At 44.8% G+C, this 18,515-nt stretch carries 12 protein-coding genes and 1 CRISPR repeat array (1 of these 13 running past the window's edge); of the genes, 6 read left to right on the forward strand and 6 right to left on the reverse strand.

The window, feature by feature from the left end:
- Window positions 1-2,682: direct repeats of the CRISPR family, unit length 47 nt; unit sequence GTTGTCAAAGACCAAAGTTAATTCGAAAATTGAAAGCAATTCACAAC; it begins 206 nt to the left of the window's first position.
- Window positions 2,683-3,288: 606 nt separating this feature from the next.
- From NIASO_RS01235 to NIASO_RS01250, 4 genes are all read right to left on the reverse strand, one after another.
- Complete coding sequence (locus NIASO_RS01235; RefSeq protein ID WP_008582090.1) at window positions 3,289-4,074, reverse strand: SDR family oxidoreductase; 786 nt, start codon at window positions 4,072-4,074, stop codon at window positions 3,289-3,291.
- A gap of 8 nt (window positions 4,075-4,082) precedes the next feature.
- Window positions 4,083-5,648, reverse strand: a complete 1,566-nt coding sequence (locus NIASO_RS01240) for a M1 family metallopeptidase (RefSeq protein WP_008582089.1) — start codon at window positions 5,646-5,648, stop codon at window positions 4,083-4,085.
- A gap of 171 nt (window positions 5,649-5,819) precedes the next feature.
- Entirely contained in the window at window positions 5,820-6,512 is a 693-nt protein-coding gene (locus tag NIASO_RS01245) for a rhomboid family intramembrane serine protease (protein ID WP_008582087.1), read from the reverse strand.
- A 15-nt stretch (window positions 6,513-6,527) separates the two neighbouring features.
- Window positions 6,528-7,166, reverse strand: coding sequence for a J domain-containing protein (locus NIASO_RS01250; RefSeq protein WP_008582085.1), 639 nt, complete (start codon window positions 7,164-7,166; stop codon window positions 6,528-6,530).
- A gap of 243 nt (window positions 7,167-7,409) precedes the next feature.
- Between NIASO_RS01250 and NIASO_RS20470 the strand changes: the two genes are divergently transcribed.
- Complete coding sequence (locus NIASO_RS20470) at window positions 7,410-9,005, forward strand: DUF6600 domain-containing protein (RefSeq protein WP_008582083.1); 1,596 nt, start codon at window positions 7,410-7,412, stop codon at window positions 9,003-9,005.
- Window positions 9,006-9,414: 409 nt separating this feature from the next.
- On the opposite strand, the gene NIASO_RS01260 is transcribed toward NIASO_RS20470, so the two are convergent.
- Window positions 9,415-11,808 carry a hypothetical protein gene (locus tag NIASO_RS01260; protein ID WP_008582081.1) on the reverse strand — a complete coding sequence of 798 codons (2,394 nt, stop codon included), beginning with the start codon at window positions 11,806-11,808 and terminating at the stop codon, window positions 9,415-9,417.
- A 250-nt stretch (window positions 11,809-12,058) separates the two neighbouring features.
- Here NIASO_RS01260 and rpmI point away from each other — a divergent pair, with 250 nt between their 5' ends.
- Window positions 12,059-12,256 carry a 50S ribosomal protein L35 gene (gene rpmI, locus NIASO_RS01265; protein ID WP_008582079.1) on the forward strand — a complete coding sequence of 66 codons (198 nt, stop codon included), beginning with the start codon at window positions 12,059-12,061 and terminating at the stop codon, window positions 12,254-12,256.
- A gap of 43 nt (window positions 12,257-12,299) precedes the next feature.
- On the forward strand, window positions 12,300-12,644 hold the full coding sequence (gene rplT / locus NIASO_RS01270) for a 50S ribosomal protein L20 (protein WP_008582077.1): 345 nt from the start codon (window positions 12,300-12,302) through the stop codon (window positions 12,642-12,644).
- Between the two features lie 71 nt (window positions 12,645-12,715).
- Here rplT and NIASO_RS01275 read toward each other — a convergent pair whose 3' ends face one another.
- Window positions 12,716-13,570: a hypothetical protein gene (locus NIASO_RS01275; protein WP_008582076.1), complete on the reverse strand. Its 855-nt coding sequence runs from the start codon at window positions 13,568-13,570 to the stop codon at window positions 12,716-12,718.
- 231 nt (window positions 13,571-13,801) lie between these two features.
- On the opposite strand from NIASO_RS01275, the gene NIASO_RS01280 reads away from it, so the two are divergent.
- From NIASO_RS01280 to fusA, 3 genes are all read left to right on the forward strand, one after another.
- Window positions 13,802-15,274, forward strand: a complete 1,473-nt coding sequence (locus tag NIASO_RS01280; RefSeq protein WP_008582074.1) for a type III PLP-dependent enzyme domain-containing protein — start codon at window positions 13,802-13,804, stop codon at window positions 15,272-15,274.
- A 282-nt stretch (window positions 15,275-15,556) separates the two neighbouring features.
- Entirely contained in the window at window positions 15,557-15,982 is a 426-nt protein-coding gene (locus NIASO_RS01285; protein WP_008582073.1) for an META domain-containing protein, read from the forward strand.
- 253 nt (window positions 15,983-16,235) lie between these two features.
- The gene (fusA, locus tag NIASO_RS01290) at window positions 16,236-18,383 is read left to right on the forward strand and encodes an elongation factor G (protein WP_025298603.1); all 2,148 of its coding nucleotides are present in this window, start codon (window positions 16,236-16,238) and stop codon (window positions 18,381-18,383) included.
- Window positions 18,384-18,515 lie beyond the last annotated feature (132 nt).

Raw genomic sequence — 18,515 nt, forward strand, 5'->3', positions numbered from 1 at the left:
ACATAGCGGCCAAAAAGCGCCATGAGTTGTCAAAGACCAAAGTTAATTCGAAAATTGAAAGCAATTCACAACGCACCTGTTGCACCCGATGCGTTGTACCGCGTTGTCAAAGACCAAAGTTAATTCGAAAATTGAAAGCAATTCACAACGGTAGGATTCTCTTTGCCCCATGTTCTTAGTTGTCAAAGACCAAAGTTAATTCGAAAATTGAAAGCAATTCACAACTATTTTTGATGTAAATATTTACAGAAACAAGTTGTCAAAGACCAAAGTTAATTCGAAAATTGAAAGCAATTCACAACTTCCACCATCGATTAATCCCACCTGCCTATGTTGTCAAAGACCAAAGTTAATTCGAAAATTGAAAGCAATTCACAACAGCCAGTAGTGTTTTGCCACTCGGTATAGTGTTGTCAAAGACCAAAGTTAATTCGAAAATTGAAAGCAATTCACAACTCAGGACCCGGCGGTCAGCCCGCGATGGCAGTTGTCAAAGACCAAAGTTAATTCGAAAATTGAAAGCAATTCACAACGCCCCGAATGCGGGTCCATTGAGGAGGCTGGTTGTCAAAGACCAAAGTTAATTCGAAAATTGAAAGCAATTCACAACCCCAACAGCATGGAACCGATGGATTAAACGTTGTCAAAGACCAAAGTTAATTCGAAAATTGAAAGCAATTCACAACCCGGAGACCGAAGGTATGGCCTTTCCTTGGTTGTCAAAGACCAAAGTTAATTCGAAAATTGAAAGCAATTCACAACCGGTGGTGCCGGTCTTATTGGTGGTACCATGTTGTCAAAGACCAAAGTTAATTCGAAAATTGAAAGCAATTCACAACTTCTCAGCCTTGGCTTCCCGGATTTCCTTTGTTGTCAAAGACCAAAGTTAATTCGAAAATTGAAAGCAATTCACAACGGTTGACATGGCTAAGTGTTTGACTCCTTTGTTGTCAAAGACCAAAGTTAATTCGAAAATTGAAAGCAATTCACAACCACAGAGTATAAATCTGTTCCTTCGAGTACGTTGTCAAAGACCAAAGTTAATTCGAAAATTGAAAGCAATTCACAACTTTATTAGTTCGTTATCGTCAATTTTGTTGTTGTCAAAGACCAAAGTTAATTCGAAAATTGAAAGCAATTCACAACTACTGAGTATAAGTCTGTTCCTTCAAGTACGTTGTCAAAGACCAAAGTTAATTCGAAAATTGAAAGCAATTCACAACGTGCTGCATAGCTGGCCGGGTTACCCATCGTTGTCAAAGACCAAAGTTAATTCGAAAATTGAAAGCAATTCACAACGCAGCCTTCGGAATCATGAACGGGTTAACGTTGTCAAAGACCAAAGTTAATTCGAAAATTGAAAGCAATTCACAACGCCGCCGCCCGCCGGACCACTTCATTCGGTGTTGTCAAAGACCAAAGTTAATTCGAAAATTGAAAGCAATTCACAACAGAGTCAACGAAGGTGCCGTCATCGATGTAGTTGTCAAAGACCAAAGTTAATTCGAAAATTGAAAGCAATTCACAACAAGCGGCTTTAAATTTTGCAAGAGATTTTTGTTGTCAAAGACCAAAGTTAATTCGAAAATTGAAAGCAATTCACAACTGTCTGTATGTAATGCAACCACTTTTTCTGTTGTCAAAGACCAAAGTTAATTCGAAAATTGAAAGCAATTCACAACTGAAGGCTCTTTATGTTCAGCACGGCAGCGGTTGTCAAAGACCAAAGTTAATTCGAAAATTGAAAGCAATTCACAACAAAGTTGATGCGGCTCCTGTGGCTCACTCTGTTGTCAAAGACCAAAGTTAATTCGAAAATTGAAAGCAATTCACAACAGGCAGACAAAAGGGATAATATACGGCAACGTTGTCAAAGACCAAAGTTAATTCGAAAATTGAAAGCAATTCACAACAGAGAAGGATAAGGTTACTCGTGCCACGGTTGTCAAAGACCAAAGTTAATTCGAAAATTGAAAGCAATTCACAACCGCCCCGGCCGATATGGCATCAAAGGTTGTGTTGTCAAAGACCAAAGTTAATTCGAAAATTGAAAGCAATTCACAACTCTTATGTTAACATCTATTCTATTCCTCCAGTTGTCAAAGACCAAAGTTAATTCGAAAATTGAAAGCAATTCACAACTGAAATGATTCAATAGCATCCGCTTCGGCTGTTGTCAAAGACCAAAGTTAATTCGAAAATTGAAAGCAATTCACAACGGATACGAGTAATATAGTTCCTGGTACGCTGTTGTCAAAGACCAAAGTTAATTCGAAAATTGAAAGCAATTCACAACTGAATTGCAGGAGTTGTTGGACAAGCGTGCGTTGTCAAAGACCAAAGTTAATTCGAAAATTGAAAGCAATTCACAACATACCGTTTTACTTCCTTGTTTTCGGTAAGGTTGTCAAAGACCAAAGTTAATTCGAAAATTGAAAGCAATTCACAACCTAAATGATCCAGACACTACATAAGAACTAGTTGTCAAAGACCAAAGTTAATTCGAAAATTGAAAGCAATTCACAACCTAAATGATCCAGACACTACATAAGAACTAGTTGTCAAAGACCAAAGTTAATTCGAAAATTGAAAGCAATTCACAACTAGCTGTCGTGAGCATGGTGTTATTATGGGTGTTGTCAAAGACCAAAGTTAATTCGAAAATTGAAAGCAATTCAGATGCCCGATTCGTATTTCTCAGGGAAAGTAAAAAATTCGATGTTGTAGTTTTTACGGAACGTAACGCCTATTACCAGACCGAACGTTGGTCTATGGAACTAAACAGACTTCTGTCGTAGTGGCTGATTTTGAAAACGGGATTCCATTTGGTACAATTTCCGACACCCTCAATATGTTTTCGCGAGTCGCTGACTTATACCACATAAATGGTATCCATAAAAAAACGAAAACGTACGGATAGAATGCTTTAGTCTCTTGTCGATTCGTTACTACGATTTCATAAAATAAGGGTGCAGACCCAGCCACACCCTTTAAGCCTTTGGGATTGGGGAGGCCTAACCTCGCCGCTCCTGCCGCAAAGATAATGGATTTTAAAAAGTGAAGGCGCAAACTATGTTGCGCCCTCTAAACATTTGCGATCGGGGAGGATAATTCTCGCCTGTCGTAACGCAAAGCTGCTTTTTTTTATTTTTAGAAATATCTATTAAATGCATCGGATGATCCCGGAGGTAGACATATCCCATATTTGCCGCATTGCTGATGTTTTGATTAGGAAATCATAAATCTACTATAAGTATCCCGGAAATTGAAATTTATAATTTTGATCCGTTATACCGCTTTTATCAGCCCGCCGTCTATCGCCATATTGGTTCCCGTAATATACGATGCCTTATCAGAAGCCAGGAAGGTTATCAGGTCTGCCATCTCTTTTGGCCGGCCCAGGCGTCTCATAGGGATGGTGTCCAGCGCCAGCTTTTTATATTCCTCAAAAGGGATGTTTTTTGCGGCGGCTTCCCGTTCGTATAGTTCAAGGATACGGTCGGTTTCAAAATTGCCGGTAAGGATATTGTTTACCGTAATATTATTTTTTGCTACCTGCGTGGCTAATGTTTTACCCCAGGTCATCACTGCGGCACGAATGGTATTGGATAGGGCCAACGCCTCAATGGGCTCTTTTACCGAGCGGGAAGTGAGGTTGATAATGCGACCGGAATTATTGGCCAACATACCGGGAAGCGCTTTTTCAGTGGTGTATTGCACGGTACGGAAAAGAAGATTGAACGCCGCAACATAATCGGCATCTTTCTTATCCAGCGCCGTGCCGGGGGCTGGCCCGCTTGTATTGTTTACCAGTATATCGACCGTATTTGTTAAAAAATAAGCGTCAATGTTTTTCTTATAAGTATCGATGTCTGAAAAATCAGCTAAAATATATTGATGCTGCTGCTGACCAGCCGCCGGCAATTCCGCCAGCACCTGTTTTAACGCTGCTTCATTGCGCGCCAGCAAGGTAACGCTGGCGCCGCTGGCCGCCAACTGCAGGGCTATTGCTTTGCCCAGCCCGTTGCTGCTGGCGCCTACTAATGCTTTTTGGTTGTTTAAAGAGATATGCATTACAAAGTTTATTGAGTGATTGCGCCCGGTTTATTTAAAAGATTAAAGAAACGGTCCAGGTTGGTGCCCAAGCTTTTTTCAAAACTGGCTTTCATATCGGCCGGTTGCGGATGTTTGTTTTTCCAGGTGGCAAAATAATCCTGGAAGGCTTTGTCCACTTTTGCCTGGCCTACCTGGCGTTCCAGTAAATACATCCATAGCGCCGGTTTTATATAGGAGCTCAGCGCATAGTCTTCAGAAGTTTTAAAGTCCGCGGAGGGTGTTTCCATTGGGGTGGGCATGGGTATCTGGGTCATGGCGCCGTAAATGCGTTCCTGGAACTGATCCGCAGGCAACTTTTTAACGGTCTCTGGAATATCGCCCAGCATCGAATTGGAGCGGTATTTTTCCGCTTCGTACCGGAACTGGAAATAAGAGTTCATCCCTTCATCCTGCCAGGTATGCATACGCTCATTGCTACCCAGCATGCTCATAAACCAGTTGTGCCCCACCTCGTGCGTAATAACCCCGTCCAGCGTTTCTTTTTTTGCATCGGGGCTGGTGATAAGCGTAATGGTTGGATATTCCATGCCTCCGCTGGCATTATTTTTTGGACCTTCAAAGGCCTGCACTACCGGGTATTCATATTCGCCAATCCAGTTGCTGTAATGATGCACCGCATCCTTTATATAATCAATACTGTTGTTCCATAGAGTGCCTTTGGTATTATGATAATAGGAGAAAGCATCCACTGTTTTTCCTTTCAATTGAATGGTGTCGTATTCAATGATCAATCCTTTTTCTGCAAACCAGGCAAAGTCCGGAACATCTTTTGCAATATACTGGAGTGTTTTTACGCCTCCTTTGCCCGGTTGATAGATGACCTGTTGTTGCCGGTTAGCTGTGTTTTTTTTGCCGATTGATTTATACAATTCCAATTCCTCCTTGTTCTGTAACACCCCCGTGGCGCCTACAACATATTGTGCCGGCAGGGTTAGTTTTACATTATAATCGGCATACTCGCTGTAAAATTCCCCCATATCCAAATAAGGAAATTCATGCCAGCCTTTTTTATCATAAACCGCCGGCTTGGGGTACCACTGGCAGATCATAAATTCGCCGTCTGCAAAACCGGAACGGGAAAAATAGGAAGGCAGCTTTACTTTAAAATCAGTTGCAACAGTGGCGGTGGCGCCGGGCTTCAATGGCTCGGGCAACAATACCTTTATAATATCTATGTATTTGGGGTGTGCTTCAGTTTTGGCCGTTTTGCCATCTACTTTAAAGTCCAGCCCGTCAATAAAGCCGTAGGTGACCTTGCCTAATTTTTCTTTGCGCGAGGCATCGCTCCTTATTTGTTTAAAAAGCGCTGTAGAATCATTTTTATAACCATTCGGCCATAGATGAAACCATATAAAGTTCAATGTTTCGGGCGAATTATTTTTGTAAGAGATCGTTTCTTTGGCCGTAACGGTGTTGTCTTTGTCGTTAAGCGTTGCCTCCATATTGTATTGCAGTTGTTGTTGCCAGTAACCCTCCTGGGCAAATCCTGCAAGGGCAGAGAAAACGAAAAGGGTAAGAAAGAATTTTTTCATGTATTTTTTTTATCGCCGGGGGCGGATTTATAATGCACCCTTCAGGGCAGGTTTTTAAAGATAGGGTAAAAAATGAAACCGGGTAGTATTTCCGGCAAACCGCATTGGTTGTAAAAGGGTGCTTATTTACGAATGTAGCGACTGATTTTTACGGTGTTGAAGGGAATGGTCTTACACTGCCGGAACGGTCTTTCTTACAAAAGATTTAACAAGAAGCATACCCGCTACGAAGCCGCCGATATGTGCGGCATAGGCCACCCCGGCTTCCGCCTGCGCGTGCAGGGAATTATACTGGCTTACCACCTGCATCAGGATCCAGATGCCCAGGGTTATTATGGCCGGTACGCGGAAGGTGAAAGCAATAAGCAGTATCCGTATCCTGTTTCTGGGGAATAAAATAATGTAGCCCCCGAGCACGCCGGATATAGCCCCCGATGCACCCAGGCTGGGAACATACAACCCATCATTTAATAAAGCAGACATAAACACATGACTGAGCGAAGCCAGCATCCCGCAGATCAAATAGAAGGCAAGATAGCGGGCGTGCCCCATTACATTCTCCAGGTTGTCTCCAAAAATGGAGAGGTAAAGCATATTGCCAAGGATATGCGCAATGCTGCCATGCATAAACATGGAGCTGAGTATTGTTGCATAAACCGGTATCGGCGTAGGGGCAAGGCCATTTCCCGCAATATCATGCCCGCTTAAAATTTCCGCCGGAACGGTGGAGAGGCTCGCTATCATGTATTGGTTGGTGCCCAGGGCCTGGTAATAAACAAAAACGAAAATGTTTAGTGCAATGAGCAGATAATTGATATAGGGAGTAAGGGTGCGTCCGGTATTATCGTCTCCGATCGGGAACATAGTTCAATAGTTTTATTACATGGAATAGGCGATTACCACACAAAGTAGGATAATTATTAACACCATCAAAACGGGTTGAAAGCGGGCCCACAAAATGGCCGCGCGCACTTCTTTTTCTTTTTGTTGAATCAATATTTCAGCCTTTGAGCCGGCGTGGATCTTTTTTAATTGTGCCAGCAGCACCTGGCGGTCTGCATAAGTAATAAGGTGCATACTATCGATGATCCATCGCACCACCTCATAATTAATATCTTGCTGATCCGCATCGTTAAGGAGCATTATTTTTTCATCATCGATCAGCGCGCCCAGTTCCCGGAACAATCCTTTTTTATCAACCCGGTAGGCATCTGCTGCAGCCAATGCCTGGTTGGCTTTTAATACGGCATTGAGCAGTTGTGCGGGTGTGATTTTCGTTGATTCCGCCGGGGTGCCCATGGCTTGGTGCAACCATCGCTTTTGTAAATAGGCTTCTTTAAGTTGCGGAGTGGTAAGGGTTTGGTAGGCTTCTGTTATTAACTGAAACCGGGAGGCTGCCACACTGTTCAGCGGGTTTTTGTCGGGGTGATACTGCAGCGCTAAAGTGCGGTAAGCACTTTTGAGCTCCCTTAAGGTGGCCGATGGTTTCACGCCCAGTATTGCATAGTAGTCTTTCAAAATAATCGGCGATGAAGTTAGGGATAAAAGGTTTGATTATGCTACGTGGAAAGCAGGGTTTCTTCAGTGTCATATAAATGTTAAAAATTTTTACTTAATTTTTTCATAACTATTGTTAGTTTGCGAAAAGGTTGACAACCCGGAAAACAATTCTCCGTCTAATAAGCAAGAGGCGCAAAAAATGTAATTAATTTGCCTGCCTGGAAAACAATTTTAACTCAAATAAAATAAAAGTATTAAAACATGAAACGACTTATTACCACAATCAGCTTTGGCTTATTCCTGGCGCTGGCTTTGTCAGTTTCTCCAAAAACGAATGCACAGCCGGGCATTGGGGTAAGCATTAACTTTCAGACCTTTTATGATCAATTGAGCCCTTATGGCGATTGGGTCGATTACCCGGACTACGGGTATGCCTGGCGCCCGCGGGTGGGGGGAGATTTTCGACCCTATGCCACTAACGGCCGCTGGGTGTATTCTGATGAATACGACTGGATGTGGGCTTCTGATTACAATTGGGGCTGGGCTCCTTTCCACTATGGTCGTTGGTTCTATGATCCCTATTACGGGTGGATGTGGGTTCCCGGTTATGACTGGTCTCCCGCCTGGGTAGCCTGGCGCGGCGGCGGCGATTATTATGGATGGGCTCCCTTACGCCCGGGCATCAGCATCAGTATTGGCATCGGGAATTATAACCCTCCCTATGACTACTGGACCTTTGCCCCCGGCAGGTATATGAACTCTCCTTATATAAGCCGCTATTATTATCCTTACCGCAACAACACCACTATTATTAATCGCACTACCATTATTAATAATTATTATGGTGGCAGGGGCGGTAGAGGCGGCCGTGACGGATATTATACCAATGGCCCGCGCCGGGGCGATGTGGAACGGTATACCGGCCGTATCCAAAGCGTGCAGGTACGCAATGTGAATACTCCGGGACGTGCAACGGTGGGCCGCAATAGTGTTTCGATGTACCGGCCGGCAGTGCAACGCGGGGGCGACAATACCCGGTTCTCCCCAAGATCGGTGCAGCAATATGATCGTTCCAATGCAGGAGTGGGACGGGGTAATAGCGGCAGGGGCGCCGGCAACCCGGCAACAAGTAATAACGGGTTTGGCAGAGGCAACGTGAACAACGGAAGAGACCAGCGGAACCAGCAAATGCAATCACAGCGCCAGCAACAAATGGATACGCGCAACCAGCAAATGCAACGGAACCAGCAGGCGCAACGCGGTCAGCAAATGCAATCACAACGCCAGCAACAAATGGATATGCGCAACCAGCAAATGCAGCGGAACCAACAGGCGCAACGCGATCAGCAAATGCAATCGCAACGGCAGCAACAGATGGAGATGCGCAACCAGCAAATGCAGCGGAACCAACAGGCGCAACGCGATCAGCAAATGCAATCGCAACGGCAGCAACAGATGGAGATGCGCAACCAGCAAATGCAGCGGAACCAACAGGCGCAACGTGATCAGCAAATGCAATCACAACGCCAGCAACAGATGGACGTGCGCAACCAGCAAATGCAGCGGAACCAACAGGTACAACGCGACCAGCAAATGCAGGCACAGCGGCAACAACAGATGGAGATGCGCAACCAGCAAATGCAGCGGAACCAACAAGCGCAACGCGATCAGCAAATGCAGGCCCAACGGCAGCAGCAAATGCAACAACGCCAGCAACAGGCACAACAACGCCAGGAGGTGCAGCGTCAGCAACCACAGGTAGAAAGAAGTGCACCAGCGAGGTCAGACGCAGGCAGATCCGGTGGCAATGGCGGCCGGGGTGATGGACGCGGGGGCCGGAACGACGGAGGAAGATAAAAGGCAGTAGTTTTTCATAATTTAAAGTGTGAGCAACCGGTTCCGTTTTCGGAGCCGGTTCTTTTTTGAGCCGTGGGTAAAGTAGTTTTTGGGCCGGTAAGGCAGGTTGGCGACAAGTAAGCGATTTTACCCCAGTAAACAGTTGTGATCGTTTTCTGAAAATGCACCAGTGCCAGTATCAAAGGATACGATTATCAAATGATAAGTTACTAACAATAGCTTTTTGAACCGTTAAGGATTAAGAGTATTAAGGGATTTCTTAATAAACTCAACTTCTTAATGTTTTGTCATTGGCCACTTTGCGGAATAAAAAATACTTTTTGGTCTGCTCCCTGCATTGCAAACGGATCTTTGTTTTGCGCCCTTTTACATTCAATATTTCTTATTCCTTATTTTACATTTTCCTCAATTATTCCATATTTTCCTCATGATGGATCAATTTTCCATCCACCGTCATCCCTTCAATTACGACATGAAAAGCATCCGTAACATCATTGTTATAAAAAGAGAGGGTGATTTGTTTTTTCTTGGGGTCAATGGTTACGTTGGGGTTCCAGTAAATAGTTGTTCTGAGGTCCTTATCTGCATCGGGTGCGGTAAACTGGCTGTAATACTTGGGCATATAAAATTCCTTAATGGAAGTGTAGCCCTCGATCCGGCTTGCATCCAGGCCTTTGCCGGGCTCCTGTTTAATATCGCCTCCTTTCCGGGTATAAATGGCTACAGCGCCGTTGGCGCCACCCCCGGCGCCACCCATAAAGGGGGGAGGAAATGCCTTAATATAGGCAACATCATTCATATTGAGGCTGGAGGCAAAGCTTACATCTGCCGGCATTTCGTCAATATAGATTTGCGGCGCGCCCCCCCGCCAGCTTAAAGAAGCATTGGAACCGGAGCCTGAAACCTGTAAGCCCGCAAATTTTCCCTGCAGGTAGGTAAATACATCAATGGCACTTTTGGCAAAAGGGTCGTTCATTACATCCAGTTCCCGGGCGTTCATATCGCCCTTGAACAATCCGGATGCATATTTTTCATCCAACAATTCGGTGGGCGATTTTGTCTTGGCCTTTACAACCACCGTTTCCAGTTCCTTATACCTGTTTTTTTCGAGAATAGCGTTAGCCGCTGCCGCCATCTTCATATGATAGGCATTCCCGGCTGTATCAGCCTTAAAGGGGGAGGCCCAGTAATTGCCCGGCGGCGGCGTGCGAAGCCGGTCCGACATAAATTGTACCATCGATCCGTCCAGCGATTTATCCTGTATTTTGTAAAATACGCGCGCCGTGTCAAACAGTATTGAGGACGCATCGCTGAAGCGTCCGTCTTTGTTGATCGGCATCATTAGCACTTTTCCTTCGGCCCCGTCTTTCGGTTTCATCATTACTACAATAGTAGAAAGAGGGGTGATCTGCGAAGGCATAATACCCGCCAGCTTACCCGAAACGGTAATATAGGAGGTATCCCTGGGGTACTTGATCTGCGGTATATCGCCGGCAATGAGTTTATTCCAGTTAAAGCGCCGCCAGCCATTGGTAAGCATTACCAGGTCCAGTTGCTGCTGCACTTTTAATGAACTGTCCTTAAAATAATAGGCCGGGTTATATACTTTCCCTTTTAATTCTCCGGTGAGCATCAGGCTGGAAAGGATGTTTTCACTACTGTCCGCCCCGATGGCCAGATCGGTTACGGCTACGGAAAGAGAGGAGGGCGTTGCTTCGGGCAGCGAAAGCACCAGTTCATTTCTTGCCCGGTGGCTCAGTCCCCAATGCTCCACATCCATTGCTGCGTTTAAAATATAGGAGTTGTTATTTACATAGGTGATCCGCTCTGCCAGGGGCTTCCAGCCTTTATCAAAAACCGTAATGGTAAGCACGCCGTAAGGCAGATTTTGCAGCGGTATGGAACCTGTTATCGGCGCTCCCTGCACCGGCCGGGAGAAATTAAAGACCACATGCTGATACATGGTACCCACAATATGCAGGCTATCGCCATTGGCTGCACTGCCGGGGGAGGTAATGATCTCGAAAGTTCTTTTGTCCGGCAAAACGGTAACATGCATGGCTACTCCTTCGCTTTTGATGGCGGGCAGGGGCGTGGTATACTCTGTTTTTTTATCATCTTTCCATTTAGCGGTGTATTTCCCATTTGCCTTTGGCTTTATGAGCAGGAAGCCCATACCATCGTGCATGTTTCTTAAACTATCCACAAACTTGCCGCTTTCATCCACCACTGTACCGGATATTTTAACCGGGTCGCCAAAAGCATTTACTGCTTTAAAAGCGATCTTATTAGAAATACCGGCTATGGCATCGCCCCCTTCCGGGAAGAAGGTCAGGGAAGGCGGAGCCGGGGGAGCCGCTTTACCAGCCGCGCCGGGGTTAATAACGGGTATCTTTTTATTATAAAGAAAGGAGGAATCAAAATTGAGCATCCAACTGGTATAGGCTTTTACGGTAATGGACCGGCCGCTATAGGTTGCCGGGAGCTCAAACTGGCCGTTGGTCATGCCGGTTACCAGCGGGCTGATGGTATGCTGCAGGAGCTTGCCTTTATCATCGATCCAGTCCACATATAAATTTTTACTGGCCTCGGCAGGAGCAATTTCCGATAAGGCATAGGCTTTGAACCAGATCGTTTCGCCGGGGGAATAGCTGCTTTTATCATAGTGCAGATAGGTTCGTTCCACCGGCAGCCGGGTGGCAAATTTTTCAATTTTAGCGGTAATGTCCTGGCTCTGCGCCAGGGTGGCTATATTTAGAAGCGCCATGAATAAAACGGGCGACTTAAATTTCTGCTTGCTCATATAATAAAAGCGAAAATTAACATTTGTACTGCAAATGCAGCGATCCGGTGGGGCAATTTTTACTTTTTTTTAGCGGTTAACCGCTTGCTAATCATCAGAATGGTGGTTTTTTAACCCAAAGAGCACATTAAACCTGATTTTTTCGTACTTTTGCAATCCGTTTTAAAGCGGAACAGTACTGAAGAGGTTCAATAAGGGGGGCGCCCGGGCGGCCACACCTCAAAGGTGAAACATAAAATTAATAGGTACCATGCCTAAAGTAAAAACAAATTCGAGTGCGAAAAAGCGCTTTAAAGTAACTGCGACTGGCAAGATCACGCACCAAAAGAGTTTCAAACGTCACATTCTGACAAAAAAATCAAAAAAACGTAAACGTGCAATGCGCATTGATGGAACGGTTGATAAAACCAATGTGTTCTTTGTAAAACGTTTATTGCGTTTAAAGTAATTCTTTACTTGATTTTATTTATTACTCTTAAAATTATTCAGATATGCCACGTTCAGTAAATTCCGCCGCTTCAAAAGCACGCAGAAAAAAAATATTAAAACAAGCCAAAGGCTTTTATGGCAAACGTAAAAATGTATTTACCGTTGCCAAAAACGTTGTTGAAAAAGGGATGACCTACATGTATGTGGGCCGTAAATTAAAGAAAAGAGATTATCGTTCTTTGTGGATTGCCCGTATTAACGCGGCCGTTCGGGAAGAAGGATTGACCTATTCTGTTTTCATGAACAAATTAAAAGCAAAGCAAATTGAGCTGGACCGTAAGGTGCTGGCCGATTTAGCGATGAACAACCCCGAAGCGTTCAAAGCGCTGGTTGCTTCAGTTAAATAAGTTTGTTTTTACAATATTGCGAAGGCTGTTTTCAAATTTTGAAAACAGCCTTTTTTATTTGGCTGGTCTGCTTAGTTAACGTAGTAAGTCAGCCCCAGTGAAACGTATTGCATTTTGGGTTTTCTGCCGGGTACATCATTAGGCTGCTCTTTATAAATATTTGAAAAATGATGAGTAAAGGATGCCTGTAGGGCAAACCGGGCATTTAATGTTTGTTCCACCTTCGCCTGCCCGGCCAGCCCAATTGTTTGATAATCATCTTTGGCGCTGCTTTTTGTTTGTAGTAGCAGGATGGTGCCTCCCGGTTGCGCTGCACCCTCTTTATAGGTGTGGGTGGTGCTTTTTGCTAAGAGATAAGGTACCGCGCTCAGACCGATTGCTGTTTTCCTTAGCAGGTTGTATTTAGCTCCCAGGTTTAACTGTGCGTACACATGGTTTACTTTTCCTTGTTTAAAATTCTTTTCTGTGGTTTCCGCGGAAATGGGATGCGAGTTGCCCGGATCAGGGACTCTGTCGGTGAAACCACCTGCATAACCATAGAACTCGAGGTATGTACTTCCGGAGATGGGCCATCCACCCAACGTGGGCATCCCACCACCATTGTATATTGAACTGAGGGCAGTATGCGCCCGGTAGCCGGTTAATACCATACCCGCAGTTACCTCCAGTGAAAGCTTTTTAACAGCAAGCGGAAGCGTAAAACCTCCGGAAAGCCCTGCACCGGATTGATGGTCGAAATGCGATCGTGCAGTAATAGTGGCCAGGGTTGTCATATCGTTGATCGTTATTGGGTAAGATCCGGTATTGTTGGTTTTTCGCACCAGTGAAAAATTTCCTTCAGGCCGGATGAACCAACGCACCTGACCATAGCTGTTCAGCACAAACAAAAGAGATAAAAGGGAAAGCAATGTTTTGGGGTAACTCATAGACAATTTTGATATTAAATAGTTTTGATAGCTGCAAAGATAAGGAGCTATGCTATTTTCATAATGCTGCATCCCGGCGCTCTGGCGGTTAAACCAGGGCCCTATGATAGGCGCTGGCTGAACCGGGCCAATCTGAATTTGATTTTTGCAGAAGTATTTAGGGAATTTCCTAATTTAGCGGGCAATTTTTAAAACTTAAAGCTGCCGGCATTCACCGGAAATTTTTGAGTAATGAATAATTCATACTTAGGCCTGGTTGATCAAACGTTTAACTTTCCGCAGGAAGGAATTGAAGTGGAAGACAGCTATCTCAAATTTAATGGTATTGATCTGAAAGCCCTGATCAAAAAACATGGTACGCCTTTAAAAATAAGTTACCTGCCCAAGATCGGGATCAACATCAATAAGGCAAAACAATATTTTGCTACCGCCATGAAGCGGCATAAATATGAGGGCAAATATTTTTATTGTTATTGCACTAAAAGCTCTCATTTTTCTTTTGTAGTGGAAGAGGCGCTGAAGCATGATATTCACCTGGAAACATCCTTCGCTTATGATATTGATATCATCAATCAATTATATAAACGAAGAAAGATAACAAAGGATATCAATATTGTTTGTAACGGCTTTAAACAAAAAGCGTACACGTCACGTATTGCCAAACTCATCAACAGCGGATTTAAAAATGTGATCCCGGTACTGGATAACAAAGAAGAACTGCAACTCTATAAAAGAAGCATAAAAAGCAAAGAGCCGTTTAAACTGGGCATACGCATTGCCGCTGAGGAAGAGCCTACTTTCCCCTTTTACACGTCGCGCCTGGGCATCCGCGCAAAGGATGTACTGGAGTTTTACGTGGATGAGATTGAAGGCTACGAGGATAAGTTCCAGTTGAAAATGCTCCATATCTTTTTGAATAAGGGGATAAAAGATGATATTTATTACTGGAGTGAACTGCGCAAAAGCATTAACCTGTATTGCCAGTTGAAAAAGATCTGTCCCGAACTGGATTCGTTAAACATCGGCGGCGGATTCCCTATTAAGCACAGCCTGGCTTTTGAGTATGATTACCAGTTTATGATCAACGAGATCATCAGCAATATCAAATCGGCCTGTAAAAAAGCCAAGGTGCCGGTGCCCAATATATACACCGAATTCGGAAGTTATACCGTGGGAGAAAGCATGGCGCATATTTACAGCGTGATTGGTGAGAAGACACAAAACGACCGCGAGACCTGGTATATGATCGATTCTTCCTTTATTACCACCCTGCCCGATACCTGGGGTATTGGTGAAAAATTCCTGATGCTGCCGGTAAACAAATGGAACAACGAATACCAGCGCGTGGTGCTGGGAGGCATTACCTGCGACGGGCATGATTATTATGATTCGGAAGAGCATATCAATGAAGTGTTCCTGCCCAAACTAAAAAATGATAACGGGGTGGGGGGGCTCGGTGTTCCGGCCATTGAGCACACGCCTAAAAACGCAGAAAGTGATGCCGAACCTTTATATGTAGGCTTTTTTCATACCGGGGCCTACCAGGACCAGATCAGCGGGTATGGTGGAATCAAGCACTGCCTCATCCCATCGCCCAAGCATATTATCCTGGAGTATGATAAAAACGGCAAACTGATTGAATGGGTATATGCCAAACAACAGACCGCACAAAGTATGCTGAAGATACTGGGCTATTTGAGGTAGAGGGGAAAGATTCTATGGCTCACGGATGACACGGATTGGCACAGATTTGTTCTGTTCTGCCATGATCAGCGTGGAAATTTACGGGATATTTATTATTGACACACGGTGTTATGATACAGATATTTCTGCGTAAATCTGTGGCCTTTGTTGGTGTTGCGCCCGGCGGCTGGGGCCGGTAATTCACCAACAAATCAATCATCCTTCTGATCCTGCCGTTGGTGTTTTCCCCCTGCACCAGCTTTGCTCAACACCAACAGCGGCATAACACATAAAAATTATCAAATGAAAACCCTGTTTATTTATCTCTCCTTGTGGCTATTAGCTTCCTGCGCGCCCAAAGCTCAGCAAGGCCCCTTTAACCCCCGGGCATTAAGCCGCCAATGGATGCTTACAAAAATGGAAGGCTTTACAAAAGAGGAGCTGGCCAAAGCCGGCGCCTTTATTGACCTGACAGATTTGAAAAAAACAAATGGGAAAGCAGGCTGTAACCGCATCGGGTTTAGCACTAAGGCGGAGGCTAACGGTCATATTCAATTTTCCGGCGTATTATCTACCCGCATGTATTGCGCACCGTTTATGAAGCTGGAAGGCGCTTTTATAGAGCTGCTGAAACATATTTCAATTTATAAAGTGGAAGGCCATCGCATCCGGTTCTATAATGCAAAAAATAAACTGCTGGCGGAAGCCGTCGCGGCGGACTGGGATTGAGATGTCAGAAATCAGTATTCAGTATTCAGACATCTGAGAACTAACCACTGAGAACTGAAGACTGAGCACTGACAACTATCTCCAAACATTTAATACACATTTAAACGGTTTCTGGGCTTATTTTGCCAGAATTACCTACCTTTGCAGCCTTAAATTCCATTCATTGCGGTTATTCAGCAGCTTATTTTTACAAAATGTTGATAATGAATAGGATGGGGTTTTGAAAACTAATCAATCAACTTTAGAAAAAATCATGGCAGATTTAAAATTTCAACGAAACTTTGGTATTGCCGCTCACATTGATGCTGGTAAAACCACTACAACGGAGCGTATTTTACGTTACACCGGTATGATTCACAGAATTGGTGAAGTGCACGAAGGTGCGGCTACCACCGACTGGATGGAACAGGAAAAAGAACGCGGTATCACTATTACTTCTGCTGCTGTAAGCTGTCAGTGGAACTTCCCCACAGATAAAGGAAAAGTTTCTCCTGATACAAAAAAATATTCTTTTAACATTATCGATACTCCGGGCCACGTGGACTTTACCGTTGAGGTAGAGCGTTCCATGCGCGTACTGGATGGTCTGATCGCCCTGTTTTCAGCGGTTGATGGTGTGGAGCCTCAGTCTGAAACCGTATGGCGCCAGGCAAACCGTTACCGCGTACCGCGTATCGGTTTTGTAAATAAAATGGACCGCCAGGGTGCCGACTTCCTGAACGTGGTAAAACAGGTTAAGGAAATGCTGGGCGCGAAAGCGGTTCCCCTGCAATTACCTATCGGCGCTGAAGATAATTTCAAGGGCGTGGTAGACCTGATCAAGAACACCGGTATTATCTGGGATGACGCTACTGAAGGTATGACGTATACTGAAGTGCCGATCCCTGAGGATATGAAAGCGGAAGTAGAAGAATGGAGAGCGCACCTGATCGAGGCCGTAGCTGAATACGACGATCAGTTAATGGAGAAATTCTTTGACGATCCGAATACTATTTCTGAAGACGAAATTCATGAAGCGATCCGTAAAGCGGCGATCGACCTGAGCATTGTGCCGATGATGTGCGGTTCTTCTTTCAAAAATAAAGGGGTACAAACAGCATTGGATGCGGTTTGTCGCTACCTGCCTTCTCCGGTAGATGTGGAAGCCATCGAAGGGCACGATCCTAATGATCCTGAAAAAGTATTAACCAGAAAACCTGATGCAAAAGAACCTTTTGCGGCATTGGCGTTCAAGATCATGACCGATCCTTTCGTAGGTCGTTTGGCGTTCTTCCGTTGTTACAGCGGTCACCTGGATGCAGGTTCTTATGTATTGAATGTAAGAAGCGGTAAAAAAGAGCGGATCAGCCGTATCATGAAGATGTTTGCCAACAAACAAAACCCGATCGATTTTATCGAGGCAGGCGATATTGGCGCGGCAGTTGGTTTTAAAGAAATTAAAACAGGGGATACCCTTTGCGATGAAGATCATCCGATCGTTCTGGAAAACATGTTCATCCCTGAGCCGGTGATCTCTGTTGCGGTAGAACCTAAAACCCAGGCCGACGTTGATAAAATGGGTATGGCCATCGCGAAGCTGGTAGAGGAAGATCCGACACTGCGTGTAAAGACAGACGAAGATACGGGTCAGACGATCCTGAGCGGGATGGGTGAACTGCACCTGGAGATCATCGTGGACCGTATGCGTCGCGAATTTAAAGTAGAAGTAAACCAGGGTGCGCCCCAGGTTGCCTATAAAGAAGCATTCAATGCTACTATTGAGCACAGGGAAACATTAAAGAAACAAACCGGTGGTCGTGGTAAATTTGCCGACATCCAGTTTAGCCTGGGCCCTGTTGATGAAGAGTGGAAAAAAGAAAACCCTGATAAGAACTACCAGTTCGTTAACGACATTTTCGGAGGTTCTATTCCAAGGGAATTTGTTCCGGCTATTCAGAAAGGTTTTGAAACCTCTATGACCAGCGGTGTGCTGGCCAACTATCCGGTAGACAATATGAAGATCCGTGTATTTGACGGAAGCTTCCACGCGGTGGATTCTGATTCTATGTCTTTTGAATTGTGTGCGAAACAAGGCTTCCGTGAAGCAGCCCGCAAAGCGAAGCCCATCCTGCTGGAGCCGATCATGAAAGTAGAAGTGATCACTCCCGAGCAATACATGGGTGATGTAACGGGTGACCTGAACCGTCGCCGCGGTATGATGGAAGGTATGGATACCCGTGCAGGGGCGCAGGTGATCAAAGCCCAGGTGCCTTTGAGCGAAATGTTTGGTTATGTAACCCAACTGCGTTCGTTGAGCTCCGGCCGTGCTTCCAGCACTATGGAATTCTCGCATTATGCTCCGGCGCCTAATAACATCGCCGAAGAGGTGATCGCAAAAGTAAAAGGAAAAGTTACTGCATAATTTAAGGTAACCTTCGATAAAACTAAGCCCTGGCCAAAAGCCGGGGCTTTTTGTGTGTATTGATTAGGCAAATAATTCGATTGTGTTGATTGTTTCAGTTGCTTTAAACCATAATTGCCAATACCCAACAGA

It is taken from the genome of Niabella soli DSM 19437 (assembly GCF_000243115.2).
GTDB classification, from domain to species: domain Bacteria; phylum Bacteroidota; class Bacteroidia; order Chitinophagales; family Chitinophagaceae; genus Niabella; species Niabella soli.